This is a genomic window from Streptomyces sp. NPDC085596 (assembly GCF_044541565.1).
GTDB lineage: Bacteria > Actinomycetota > Actinomycetes > Streptomycetales > Streptomycetaceae > Streptomyces.
The window spans coordinates 470,454-482,709 of the sequence record NZ_JBITTC010000004.1 but is presented as its reverse complement, the minus strand read 5'-3'; the positions used below and the strand labels follow the sequence as shown (position 1 = coordinate 482,709).

The following is a 12,256-nucleotide window of genomic DNA, read 5'->3' as shown; positions in this document are numbered from 1 at the left end:
CCAGGTCTTGGACTTCTGATCGCGACGTCGGGACCATGAAGGGGACGGCAGTGCCGCTGCGTCCCCCCGTAGGCGGCACTGTCGTTCCTCGACGAAAGGAACGGACCGTGCCCGCTCGCCCCGAACCGCCCACCGCGCGCGAGGAACTGAGTGCGGCCGCCGGGCAACTGGCCGAGCGCGTGAGCGGACCCCTGTTCGCCGCGGGCCAGGACGGCTACGACGAGGAACGCGCCCGTTACCAGACCCACCGGCCGCACCGCCCGGCGCTCGTCGTCGGCGCGGCCGAGCCCAAGGACGTACAGCTGGCGGTGGAGTTCGCCGCCGCACGTGATCTCCCGGTCGGGGTGCAGGCCACCGGGCACTGCCCCGCGCTGCCCGCCGACACCGGAGTCGTCGTCAGCACCCGCCGGATGACCGAGGTGCGCGTCGATCCGGCCGCCCGCACGGCTTTCCTGGGCGCGGGCGTGCGGTGGAAGCAGGTCATCGAGGCGGCCGCGCCGCACGGCCTGGCCCCGCTCAGCGGCAGCGCCCCGGACGTGGGCGCGGTCGGCTACACCCTGGGCGGCGGAATCGGCCTGATGGCCCGGAAGTTCGGGTACGCAGCCGACCACGTCCGGCGCGTCGAGTGCGTCACCGCCGACGGCCGGCCCCGCGAGGTCACCGCCGACAGCGACCCCGACCTCTTCTGGGCGCTGCGCGGCGGCCGGGACAACTTCGGCCTGGTCACCGGCCTGGAGGTGGACCTGGTCCCGGTGACCGGGCTGTACGGCGGCGGACTGTACTTCGACGGCACCACGGCGGAGCGCGTCCTGAACGCCTACCTGCGCTGGACGGAGACAGTCCCGGCCGCCGCGCGTGCCGAACTCCGTCGGCAACCGCTCGGCCCGCTATCTGCTCACGGTGCTCGACCGGGTCACCGACGCGAACGCCGACACCGTCCGCGCCGCGCACACCCGGCTGACCGGCGCACTGGCCCCGCTCACCACGGGCCGCAACCTGAACTTCCTGTACGGCGCCGACGCGACACCGGACCAGGTGCGACTGGCGTACGCACCCGACGACTACGCGCGCCTTCGCCGGATCAAGGCCGCGTACGACCCCGGAAACCTCTTCCGGCTGAACCACAACATCAGGCCCATCCTCTCCCCCGGCCCCCGCTGACGGGCCGTGGCCGACCGCTCCGGACAGCAGAAGGAAAGATGATGGAAAAGAAATGGTGGACCCTGTTGGGGGTGTGCGGCGGGACGTTCATGCTCCTGCTGGACACCACCATCGTGTACGTCGTCATGCCCGATGTGCAGCGGGACCTCGAGGCGAGCTTCGCCGACCTCCAGTGGGTGATCGACGGATACGCGCTGGCGCTGGCCTCCTTCCTGCTGACGAGCGGCACGCTGGCCGACCGGTTCGGGCGCAAGCGCCTCTACGCGATCGGCGTGGCCCTGTTCACGTTCGCCTCGCTGCTGTGCGGTATGGCGCAGTCCCCGCTGATGCTGATCCTGTCCCGGGTGCTCCAGGGCGTCGGCGGTTCGGTCATGTTCGCCACCGGTCTGGCGCTGCTCGCGGGCAGCTTCCAGGGCAAGGAACGCGGCATGGCGTTCGGCGTGTGGGGCATGGTCACGGGCCTGGCCTCCGCCGTCGGCCCGGTGGCCGGCGGTCTGATCTCCAGCGGCATCAGCTGGCGCGGCATCTTCCTGGTCAACGTGCCGATCGGTGTCATCGTGGCCCTGATCATCGCGTTGCGTGTGGACGAGTCGAAGTCTCCGTTCGCCCGCAAGCTGGACTGGCCCGGCTTCGTCCTGCTCACCGGCGGCCTCGCCACCCTGGTCTACGGCCTGATCCGCGCAGGTGAGACCGAGTGGAGCGACGGCCGCGCGGTGACCGGTCTGGTGGTGGGCGCGGTGCTGCTGCTCGCCTTCCTGCTGGTGGAGGCGAAGTCCGAGCAGCCCATGTTCGATCTGCGGCTGTTCCGCATCCCCACGTTCGTCGGCGGCTCCATCGCCGCCTTCGCCATGAACGGCTCGCTGTTCGCCATGTTCCTGTTCCTGGCCATCTACTTCCAGGAGGCACTGGACTACTCCTCGCTGGAGACCGGTCTGCGGCTGCTCACCGCGTCCCTGTCGATGCTGGCCGCCTCCCTGGTCGCCGGCCGGCTCAGCGCCAAGGTCCAGCCCCGCTATCTGATCGGGGTCGGGCTGCTGCTGGTCGGTGTCGCCCTGCTGCTGATGGGCGGGGTCACCGAGTCCAGCGGCTGGGAACACTTCATCCCCGGCCTGGTGCTGGGCGGAATCGGCGCCGGTCTGGTGAATCCCCCGCTGGCCTCCACGGCCGTGGGCGTCGTGGACTTCTCCCGCGCCGGCATGGCCTCGGGCGTGAACGGCACGTTCCGTCAGCTCGGTGTGAGCGCGGGTGTCGCGGTGCTCGGCTCGACCTTCGCCGGGGTCATCAGCGAGCGGTTCCGGGACGGGCTGCGCGGGGTGCCGGAACTGGCGGGGCGCAGCGACCAGTTGGCCGCGCTGACGCGGGGCGGCGAGACCCGTCGGGCGGTGGGGCTGGTGCCCGGGCAGTACGGGGAGAAGGTGCAGCAGATCGCCACGACCGGGTTCGTGGACGGCCTCAACACCCTGCTCGCCGTGTCGGCGGGCCTGGCACTGCTCGGCGGTGTGCTGGCGCTGGTGCTGATCCGGCCCGCCGACTTCCAGGCGGCCCAGCAGCCGATGCCCGAGGCGAAGGACGCTCCCGGCCAGTCGCCGGTGGCCGCCGAGAGCTGAGCCGTACGACGCCCACGCCGCCTCCCGCCGGCAGGGAGGCGGCCGCTGCCCTGCGCCGGCACCTGCCCTGGGTCGAGCCGTTTTCCGGTGGCGCGCCCCACCACTGCCCTGAAGACTCCTCCCACCACGGACCCGTACGGAAGGAACCGAATGCGCGTCAGCCGGATCATCCCCCCGCCGGGCCCGCCAAGGACCCTGGCCCTGGCGCAGCTCACCAACTCCGTGGGTGACGGCGCCTATTACGTGTGTTCGGTGCTGTACTTCAGCCGGGTCATCGGACTGTCCCCGACGCAGATCGGCGCCGCGCTCACCGTCGGCTGGGCGCTCGGTGCCGTCGTCGGTGTGCCCCTCGGCCATCTCGCCGACCGGCGCGGGCCGCGCGGGATCGCCGTCCTGATGTCGCTGGCGACCGGCGCCGCCATCGCCTCCCTGCTCTTCGTGCGGACCTACCCGGCCTTCCTGGCCGCGGTGTGCCTGTACACCTGCTGCCAGTGCGGGCTGGCGGCGGCCCGGCAGGCCCTGCTGGCCGGGCTGGTGGAGCCCGCCCGGCGTACCGGGACACGGGCGTACCTCCAGTCGACGGTCAACGCGGGCCTCGTCCTCGGTGCTGCGCTCGGCGGCATCGCCCTCCAGCTCGACAGCGAGGGGTCGTACCTCACGGCGCTGGCCATCGACGCGGTCACCTTCGTCCTGGCCGCCTGGGTACTGGGCCGGCTGCCCGCGCCTGCCCGACAGCTCCCCGAGGCCGACCGGCCCGCCGGACGCACCCTCACCGTGCTCCGGGACCGTCCGTACGCCCTGGTCGCGCTGCTGAACATGGTCATGCTGCTGTACATGCCGCTGCTCAGCGTGGTTCTGCCGCTGTGGATCGTGCAGCGGACCGGGGCGCCGGGCTGGACGGTGTCGGCGCTGCTGGTGCTCAACACGCTCAGCGTGGTCCTGTTCCAGGTGCGGATGGCCGCGCGGGTGACCGGGCTGCGCTCCGCCGCGCGTGCCGTACGGCAGGCGGGGCTCGTGCTGTTGGTGGCCTGTGTGTGCTTCGCCGTCTCGGCTGTGGGCACCTCGGTCTGGCTGCCCGTGCTGGTGCTGCTGGTCGCCGCGTGTGTGCAGGTCTTCGGGGAGATGCTGCTCGGCTCCGGGTCCTGGGAGATCGGCTTCGCCCTCGCCCCGGCCGACAAGCAGGGCCAGTACCAGGGCTTCTACGGCGCCGGGACCGCCGTCGCGCGGCTCATCGGCCCGCTGCTGCTGACCACGCTCATCCTGTCCTGGGGCACCGGCGGCTGGCTGGTCGTGGGTGCGCTGTTCCTGGGAGCGGGCGTCGCCATGGAACCCGCCGTACGCTGGGCGGAGGCTCAACGCCCGGCCGAGGCGCGGGAGTCGACGCCTGCACGGGACTGAACCTCAGGGGGTTCGAGACACCCTCCATGCCGGAGTCGGCTGGTGTGCTGGACAGTCCCGAGCCGGCGGAACTGCTCGATCCGGCCCGGTACCCGTACCTGTTGCCTACGCCGGCGGCGGCTCGTCCGTGCCATCCGACCTCAGGAGGCGACCTGTGCCCCGCCGTACCCGGACCGAGGACTTCCGCGCGCTGCACCAGCGGCCCGACCCCGGCGACCCGTTGGTGATCCCCAACGTCTGGGACGCGGTGAGCGCCCGCGTGTTCGCGGACGCCGGACACCGGGTGCTGGCCACCTCCAGTGCCGCGGTCGCCGCCGTGCTCGGCCACCCCGACGGCGGCGCCACCCCGGCCGACGAGATGTTCGACGCGCTCGCCCGGATCATCAGCGCGGTCGATGTCCCGGTGACCGTCGACATCGAGGACGGGTACGGGCTGCCGCCCGCCGGGATCGTGGAGCGGCTGCTCGCCGTGGGGGCGGTCGGCTGCAACCTGGAGGACACCGACCACGTCTCGGGCAAGCTCAGGGAAGCCCACGAACACGCCGACCGGCTGGCCGAGTTCGTCGCGGCTGCGGGAGGCCGGCTGGTGCTCAACGCCCGCGTGGACACGTTCCTGCACGGCGCGAGGGACGCGGAGGAGGCGATCGTCCGGGGCCGCCTCTACACCGGGGCGGGGGCGGAGGTGGTCTATCCGATTCTGGCCCCGGCCGAGTTGCTGCCCCAGCTGTCCAAGGCCGTCCCGGCCCCGCTGAACGCCCTGTACCGCCCGGACGGACCGTCCCCGGCGGAGCTGGGCCTGCTGGGTGCCGCCCGCGTCACCTTCGGCGGCGGACTGCACGAACGCGCCAAGGCGTCCCTGACGGAGATCGCCCGCACCCTGCCCGCCTGAACCTCCGCCCTGTCGATGCCGGGCCGGACCGTCAGCTGGTAGGCGGGCGGAACTCCGGCTGGTCGATGATGCGCAGCCAACTGCCGTCCGCCTGGCGCTTGACGACCTGCGCGCGGGCGCCCGAGCCGTCCTTGGGCGGCGTGGAGGTGAGCGCGATGTCACCGAACACCAGCGTGGGCAGGGGCGCTTCGGGCTCGAAGTGCGGCGCGTTGGAGAGGACCTTCTCCCACAGCCGGCGGATCGCCTCCCGGCCCACGGTGGTACTGCCCGGCGGGTAGGCCATCACGGCCTCCTCGTCGTACAGCGCGGCGAGGCCGGCGGCGTCACCCGCGTTGGCGCGCTCCACGAAGAGACGGGTGAGGTCTTCCGGCTTCAGGGCCTTCTCGTTCTCGGACACGATCATCCTTTCCTGCGGTCCGGCTATCGACATGGCAATTTTCCGTTATCGGCCGAGAATAAGTCCAATCAATCGTCCGGATCGGCGTGATAACTTGAAGTTATGGAGATCAGGCAGCTGAGGTACTTCATCGCCGTGGCACAGGAAGCCAATTTCACCAGGGCGGCGGAGTTGGTGCATATCAGCCAACCCGGCATCAGCGCGCAGATCCGCCAGCTGGAGAACGACCTCGGGGCGACCCTGATCGACCGCTCCGGCCGCAGTGCCCAGCTCACGGCCGTGGGTGAAGTGGTGCTGGCCCACGCCAAGTCCGTGCTGTCCTCGATGGACTCGCTGCGGCAGGCCGTGGACGAGATGAACGGCCTGGTCCGGGGCAAGCTGGTCGTCGGCATGGTCACCGCCTGCACCGTCCAGCCCCTCTTCGACGCCCTGTCCGGCTTCCATCTCGCGCACCCCGGCGTCGAGATCAGTCTGCTCGAGGACGATTCCGCCAAGCTGGTCGAGTACGTCCGCGAGGGCAGCGTCGACCTGGCGCTGATCGGCGCCGCCCGGCGCGCGCCGGAGGACCTGGACGGCTGGCAGGTGATCAGCGAGCCGATCGTCGCCGCCGTGCCGCACGCACACCCGCTGGCCGAGAAGGACGGGGTCACCCTCGCCGAACTCAGCGCCTACCCCGTGGTCTGCCTGCCCGAGGGAACCGGTATCCGGGCCACGCTGGACGAGGCGTCCGCCGCGCTCGGCCTGACCCCCACCATCGCCCTGCAGGCCAGCGCGCCCGGCGCGGTGATGAACCTGGCCGAGCGGGGCCTCGGGGTCGCGGTGCTCTCCGAGTCCATGACCGCGCATCAGGAGGGGCTCAAGACCATCGCCATCACCGACGCCGGCATCCCCGCGGTGCTCGCGCTGATCTCCGCGCCCACCAAGAGCCCGGCCCTGCGCGAACTGCTGCTGCACTGCCGCCAGTCCTTCGGCGAACCGGCCGTCAACCAGGCCGTGGCCTCGATGAGCGGCACATAGCCTCCCCGGAGATGACGCGGCGGGTCCGCCGAAGGCCGACGGGCCCGCCGCGTGCGTCGGAGCGCGTCTCAGTCGAAGCGGAGACTGCCCGTCCGGGTCCTCTTCAGCTCGAAGAAGTCCGGGTAGTTGGCCAGGGCGCGGGCTCCGTCGAAGATCCGGGCGGCTTCCTCGCCGCGCGGGATGGAGCCCAGCACCGGGCCGGAGAAGGCGACGCCGTCGATGTGGATGGTGGGCGTGCCCACGTCCTCGCCGACCGGGTCCATGCCCTCGTGGTGGCTCTTGCGCAGTTCCTCGTCATAGGTGTCGCTGTCGGCGGCGGCCAACAGCGATTCGGGCAGGCCGGGTCGAATTAGAAGTCGACCTTGGCGGTGTCCGTACCGGCGCCGGAGGCCGGCGCGGTGGCGGGCGTGTCTGCGGTCATGCGGTGGGCTCCTCGTGGACGGCGATGAGCGCGGCGTCGCGGTCACGAACGTAGGCGGTCAGCTCCGCGTCCTGCTCGCGCAGTTACCGATTGAGGACGTTACCGGTGACGCCCACGGGCGGACCGGTCTCTTCCGGGACGATCTCCAGCAGGCCCAGCAGCTGCCCCTCCCGCCTGTTCACGGTCCCGCGCGGAATCGGTCAGCGGCGCAGAAAGGCCGGGGCGCCGGGCGCGGTGGCCTCGGCGACCGTGCCGTCCTTCGCGGGGTGGTCGCTCAGCAGGTCGGCCACGATCTCGGTGGCGAGCCGGTGCCAGGTGGGCAGGCGGCGCAGCATGGCGTGCTCGGCGCCGGTGATCATGACCATTCCGGCGTGGGCACCGGCCGTGCGGGCCCGCAGCACGAAGTTCACGGAGTCGTCCGCGCCGGTGATCCGGTCGGCGTCGCCGTGCAGCACCACGAGCCGCTGTCCGCGCAGGTGGACGGCGGGTTCGGTGGCGGGCAGCCAGGGCGCGAGGGCCAGGACGCCGCGCACGGCGGGGTGGGCGGCCGCGTGGAGGGCGGCGCGCCCGCCCATGGAGTGGCCGACCAGGACGACGGGCAACGGCCCGAACCGGTCGCGCAGTTCGGTCAGGGCGCGCAGTACGTCGTCGGCGGCGGCTCCGTCGTTCCAGCCGCGCTGCCGGTAGCGCACCTCGCCGAGGAGGATGCCGTCCGGCGGCAGCCCGGTGGCGACGGCACGCAGGACGGGGCGCATGCGCAGCGCGGCGAGATGCCAGGGCCGGCTGACGGAGACGTCCTGGGCCCGGCCGCCGTGCAGGGTGAGGACGGCGGCCTGCGGAGACTCCGGGGTGTACCGCACGACCAGGGCGTCCTCGGGGCCCTGTGTTCCCTCGCCGCCCTGGTGGTGCGCTGTCTCGTCCGGACCGTCGCTGTGGACTCTCACGTGGGGCGCCTTCCCTCCGGGCCGTCGTACGGGATCGTCATGGTCGTCACGGGGAATCCGTAGCCGCTCGGCGCCCGGCTTGGTCGGAGCAGCACGGCGGGCGGGGGACGGGCACGTCTGAGAGGGTCGGACCGGGGCACACGTGCTCAGGCAAGGACTTATCACCGCCATGACAGAGGTGAATCATGACCAGCCGGACCAAGGATCTGACCCCGAAGTACACCGTTCCGGGCCTCGAACGTGAGGCGGCCGGCAAGCTCATCGGTCTGCTCCGCCTCCGTCTGCACGCGCTCAACGACCTCCACCTCACGCTGAAGCACGTGCACTGGAACGTCGTCGGACCGCACTTCATCGCCGTGCACGAGATGATCGACCCGCAGGTCGACCGGGTCCGTGACATGGCCGATGACGTGGCCGAGCGGATCGCCGCCCTCGGCGGTGTCGCCCAGGGCACGCCGGGCTCCCTGGTGTCCGAGCGGACCTGGGACGACTATTCCATCGGCCGGGGCGACGCCATCGCGCACCTGGGCGCGCTCGACATGGTCTACACCGGTGTGAACGAAGGCGTGCGGGCCGCGGTCAAGGAGGCGGGCGAGATCGACCCCGCGACCGAGGACCTGCTGATCGGGCAGCTGCGCGACCTGGAGCAGTTCCAGTGGTTCGTGCGGGCGCACCTGGAGAGCGCGCGGGGCACGCTCGCCACCGGCGGCGCCCACTCCGAGAAGGAGGCGGCCGCCAAGGGCGCCAAGGTCAGCTGAACCCCCGTACCACCGCCGGCGCGCCGCTGCCCCCCGTGGGCGGCGGCGCGCGGCGTTGTACGGGGGTCGCCGTCAGGGTGGCGCGTCGCCCCGGTCCCGTTCGGTGCGCAGGACCTCCTCCAGGTCGCCGAGTCGGTCCAGGCCCTGTACGGCGCGGGAGGTGCGGTTGTTCGCGGCGAGCAGGTCGCGGTGGCGGTGCGTGAAGGACCAGTAGCCGGTGGTGAACGGACAGGCGCGCTCACCGGTGCGGTCACCGGGCTGGTAGGCGCAGCCACCACAGAAGTCGCTCATGCGGTGGATGTAGGCACCACCGGAGGTGTACGGCTTGGTGGTCATCCGGCCGCCGTCGGCGTACTGGGACATGCCGACGACGTTGGGCAGCATCACCCAGTCGTAGCCGTCGACGAAGCAGCGGTGGAACCAGTCGGTGACCGCGCGCGGCTCCCAGCCCCGCTGGAGGGCGTGGCTGCCGAGCAGCATCAGGCGCGGGATGTGGTGGGTCCAGCCGGTGTCGCGCACCTGGGCGAGCGCGGTGGACAGGCAGCGGGCGGTGACGGCGTCGGCGTCGAGTTCGAGGAACCAGTCGGGCAACGGGGTGTGGGCTCGCAGGGCGTTGCGGTTCCGGTAGTCCTCCCCGAAGTACCAGTAGAGCTGCCACACGTACTCGCGCCAGCCCGCGACCTGCCGCACGAACCCCTCGGCACTGGACACGGGCACGTCACCGGCGCGCCAGGCGTCCTCGGCCGCGGTGACCACCTCGGCCGGGTCGAGCAGGCCGAGGTTGAGGGAGGAGGAGAGGAGGCTGTGGCTCATCACCGGGTCGGCGGCGAGCATGGCGTCCTCGTGCGGGCCGAACCCGGCGAGCCGGTGCCCGGTGAAGCGGCGCAGCGCGGCCAGCGCCTCGCGGCGGGTGGCGGGGAAGCGGCGCGGGCCGTCGCGGCCGACGAAGCGGATGCCGTCGTCGCGCTCCCAGCGGTCCAGGTCGGCGCGGACCTCGTCGTCGATGTCGTCCTCGCGGGGCCGGTAGGGCCTGGGCGCGTCGAGGGTGCGGGCGCCTCTGGGCGGGGGTTCGCGGTTGTCGTGGTCGTGGTTCCAGCGGCCGCCGGCGGGTTCGCCGCCGTCCATGAGGAGGTCCAGCTCACGGCGTACCCAGTGGTAGAAGTCCTCCTGGCGCAGCCGCCGGCCGTCGCGCCCGTCGGCCCAGGCGCGGAAGGCGTCGTGCGGGAACAGGAAGCCCCTGGCGGGCAGCACGCGCACCTGGTCCAGGGAACGGACCAGGCCGAGGGCGGCCCGCGAGGTCGGGTGGTGGACGGTGACCGGGGCGTCGCCGGCCGCCTCGCGCAGGCCGGCGCGGTAGGTCTCGGCGCGGACGTAGCGGGCGCGGGCGCCGAGTTCGGCGGCCCGGTGGCGCATCGCGGAGAGCATCAGGTGGGCCTTGGCCCGGTGGAAGCGGCGGCGGCGGAACACCGAGCGCGCTTCGATCAGCACCACGGGGGCGTCCTGGGCGGGGCCGTCCGGGCCGGGGGTGCGGAAGTGGGGGCCGAGCTGGTCGCCGAACAGCCAGTGCCGGTCGGTCATCGCGGCCGCTCCTCATGGGGTTGCTACACGCGGCGGACCGCGGGGGTGGAGGTGTATCCCTGTGGCGTCGATCTCATGACCGTCCGGTGAAACACTTGCCGTTTGACAACTATGACCATGAAGCAAGAAAGTATCGGTGTCATCGCCGGAGGGGAAGGATCTGGGATGTTCCGGTCGGCGGAGGCCGCTCCGTTCGCCGGTCACCGGCCACGATTCACGGCAGCCCTGGCGGCTGCGGACCGGCTCGCTCAGGCGGTCCGGGTGCCGGAGGACTCGTCGTACCCGTGTATCTGTTCCGACGCCACCGCGCAGAACGCCTCGAGCCCGGTGAGCAGGGCGCTGCGGTCCCCGGACGACATCTGCTCCAGCACCGAACGCAACGTCTCCTCGCGCCGGGCGCGCAGGTCCGTCAGGAAGGCCCGGCCCCGGTTGCTGAGGTACAGGCGCACCTCGCGCCGGTCCGTGCGGCTCAGCTCGCGCTCGACGAATCCCGCGGCCTGGAGCCGGTCGCACAGGCGGCTGGTCGAGGGCGGGGTGGAGGCGAGATGGTCCGCGAGGGTGCGCAGGTTGATGCCCTCCTGGTGCTCCAGAATGAGCAGCACGCGCAACTGGGACGCGGAGGCGGGTGCTGTGGAGGCCCGACCCCACAGGACTTCCAGCAGTTCCGCGGCCGTCGAGGTCACACGCGCGACCTCGACGGGTTCTGGGCGGGGGTGGAAGTTCGTCACAGTCACACTCTCGCAGGTACGGGGACGACCCACAGCCTACTAGCAGGCTAGACGGTCCGGAATATCCAAGAAGACGGCACGCGACGTCCACCACTCGGCCCATCGCGGGGCGGGCGTGGCGTTCTTACGGGTGAGAGATTGGCATACCTACGATCGTGAACAGATTCATGGCTGTCGAAAGGGCGCTGCGCACGGCGGCTCCCTACGCCCTGGCCGACGTCGTCCGCCGGGAGCTGGCCGGGCACTACGCGGCCGAGTCCGTGGAGTTCCTCCTGGCCGATTACAGCCTCACCGTGCTCCAGCCGGTCACCACACCGGCCCACGCGCTGCCCCCGGTCTCCCTGCGCAACAGCGCCGCGGGCCGTGCCTTCGGCGCGCAGGAACCCTTCCTGGAGAGCGTCGTGGACGACAGGGTGCGGGTGCAGTTGCCCGTCACCGTGCACGGGGACCGTCTGGGGGTGCTCACGGTGACCCTGCCCGACACCGAGGAGACCCGCGCGGCGCTGCCCGAGCTGGCCGCGATCGCCCAGGTGCTGGGACACGAGGTACTGGTCGCCGACCGCGAGACCGACCTGTACCTCCAGGCCCGGCGACAGGACCGGCTCACCCTGGCCGCCGAGATGCAGTGGCAGCTGCTGCCCGGCCGCTCCTGCTCGCTGCCCGAGTTCGACCTCGGCGCCCAGCTGGAGCCCGCGTACGCCATACACGGCGACAACTACGACTGGTCGTCCACCGATGACCAGCTCACCCTGTACGTCTCCAACGGCATGGGCGAGGGCATAGAGGCCGCGCTGCTCACGAACCTCGCGGTCAACGCCCTGCGCAACGCCCGCCGGGCCGGCATCCCGCTCGCCGACCAGGCGGCCCTGGCCGACCACGCGGTGTACGCCCAGTACCAGGGGCACCGCTATCTGTCGGTGCTGATGCTCGACTTCGACCTCGCCACCGGGCACACCAGGGTGGTGGACGCGGGCTGCCCGCAGATGCTGCGACTGCGCGACGGGGCGGTGGAGCGCATCGGCTTCGACGCACAGCTGCCGCTCGGCATGTTCGAGGAGACCGACTACGTCACGCAGCAGTTCCAGGTCGAGCCGGGCGACCGGCTGGTGTTCGTCAGCGACGGCGTGTACGCGGTCGCGTCGCCCAAGGGTGAGGCGTACGGGGACGCCGCGCTGACGCGGGCCATCCAGTCCACCCGGCTGCTCCCGGCCTCGGAGGTGCCCGGAGCGGTGCTGCGCGAGCTGGTCGGCCACCGCGGCACCCCGGCGCCGGACGACGACGCGCTGGTGGTGTGCCTGGACTGGCACGGCCGCTGACGGCCTCGCTCATCGCGCACCGGCCCGGTGTGACCGCCGAAC

The 12,256-nt window shown here is 72.0% G+C and carries 11 protein-coding genes and 2 pseudogenes; 8 read left to right on the top strand and 5 right to left on the bottom strand.

The features are described 5' to 3' along the window. Positions 1 to 35: 35 nt before the first annotated feature. The 5 genes and pseudogenes from ACIGA3_RS15285 to ACIGA3_RS15265 form a co-directional block, all read left to right on the top strand. Positions 36 to 596 (top strand): annotated as a pseudogene (locus tag ACIGA3_RS15285) (FAD-binding oxidoreductase); the annotation flags it as partial. A 259-nt stretch (positions 597 to 855) separates the two neighbouring features. Further along, positions 856 to 1,161: a BBE domain-containing protein gene (locus ACIGA3_RS15280; RefSeq protein WP_399715431.1), complete on the top strand. Its 306-nt coding sequence runs from the start codon at positions 856 to 858 to the stop codon at positions 1,159 to 1,161. Positions 1,162 to 1,199: 38 nt separating this feature from the next. Then, positions 1,200 to 2,768, top strand: coding sequence for an MFS transporter (locus ACIGA3_RS15275; protein ID WP_399715428.1), 1,569 nt, complete (start codon positions 1,200 to 1,202; stop codon positions 2,766 to 2,768). A gap of 150 nt (positions 2,769 to 2,918) precedes the next feature. Then, positions 2,919 to 4,166, top strand: coding sequence for an MFS transporter (locus ACIGA3_RS15270; RefSeq protein WP_399714997.1), 1,248 nt, complete (start codon positions 2,919 to 2,921; stop codon positions 4,164 to 4,166). Between the two features lie 154 nt (positions 4,167 to 4,320). Next, positions 4,321 to 5,055 (top strand): isocitrate lyase/phosphoenolpyruvate mutase family protein, encoded by a 735-nt coding sequence (locus tag ACIGA3_RS15265; protein WP_399714995.1) that lies wholly within the window; start codon positions 4,321 to 4,323, stop codon positions 5,053 to 5,055. A 31-nt stretch (positions 5,056 to 5,086) separates the two neighbouring features. Here ACIGA3_RS15265 and ACIGA3_RS15260 read toward each other — a convergent pair whose 3' ends face one another. Further along, positions 5,087 to 5,452 carry a YybH family protein gene (locus tag ACIGA3_RS15260; protein ID WP_399714993.1) on the bottom strand — a complete coding sequence of 122 codons (366 nt, stop codon included), beginning with the start codon at positions 5,450 to 5,452 and terminating at the stop codon, positions 5,087 to 5,089. Positions 5,453 to 5,554: 102 nt separating this feature from the next. On the opposite strand from ACIGA3_RS15260, the gene ACIGA3_RS15255 reads away from it, so the two are divergent. Beyond that, positions 5,555 to 6,469, top strand: coding sequence for a LysR family transcriptional regulator (locus ACIGA3_RS15255; RefSeq protein WP_399714990.1), 915 nt, complete (start codon positions 5,555 to 5,557; stop codon positions 6,467 to 6,469). A gap of 68 nt (positions 6,470 to 6,537) precedes the next feature. On the opposite strand, the pseudogene ACIGA3_RS15250 reads toward ACIGA3_RS15255, so the two are convergent. Both ACIGA3_RS15250 and ACIGA3_RS15245 read right to left on the bottom strand, forming a co-directional pair. Next, a pseudogene (locus tag ACIGA3_RS15250) lies at positions 6,538 to 6,822 on the bottom strand (disulfide bond formation protein DsbA); the annotation flags it as partial. 268 nt (positions 6,823 to 7,090) lie between these two features. Further along, on the bottom strand, positions 7,091 to 7,834 hold the full coding sequence (locus ACIGA3_RS15245; protein WP_399714988.1) for an alpha/beta fold hydrolase: 744 nt from the start codon (positions 7,832 to 7,834) through the stop codon (positions 7,091 to 7,093). A 185-nt stretch (positions 7,835 to 8,019) separates the two neighbouring features. Here ACIGA3_RS15245 and ACIGA3_RS15240 point away from each other — a divergent pair, with 185 nt between their 5' ends. Further along, positions 8,020 to 8,592, top strand: coding sequence for a Dps family protein (locus ACIGA3_RS15240; protein WP_399714985.1), 573 nt, complete (start codon positions 8,020 to 8,022; stop codon positions 8,590 to 8,592). A gap of 72 nt (positions 8,593 to 8,664) precedes the next feature. On the opposite strand, the gene ACIGA3_RS15235 is transcribed toward ACIGA3_RS15240, so the two are convergent. Continuing rightward, a complete protein-coding gene (locus tag ACIGA3_RS15235; RefSeq protein WP_399714983.1) occupies positions 8,665 to 10,170 on the bottom strand; it encodes a cryptochrome/photolyase family protein in 1,506 nt (501 codons plus the stop codon). Between the two features lie 248 nt (positions 10,171 to 10,418). Beyond that, a complete protein-coding gene (locus ACIGA3_RS15230; RefSeq protein WP_399714980.1) occupies positions 10,419 to 10,904 on the bottom strand; it encodes a MarR family winged helix-turn-helix transcriptional regulator in 486 nt (161 codons plus the stop codon). A gap of 161 nt (positions 10,905 to 11,065) precedes the next feature. On the opposite strand from ACIGA3_RS15230, the gene ACIGA3_RS15225 reads away from it, so the two are divergent. Next, positions 11,066 to 12,214, top strand: a complete 1,149-nt coding sequence (locus ACIGA3_RS15225; RefSeq protein ID WP_399714977.1) for a PP2C family protein-serine/threonine phosphatase — start codon at positions 11,066 to 11,068, stop codon at positions 12,212 to 12,214. Positions 12,215 to 12,256 lie beyond the last annotated feature (42 nt).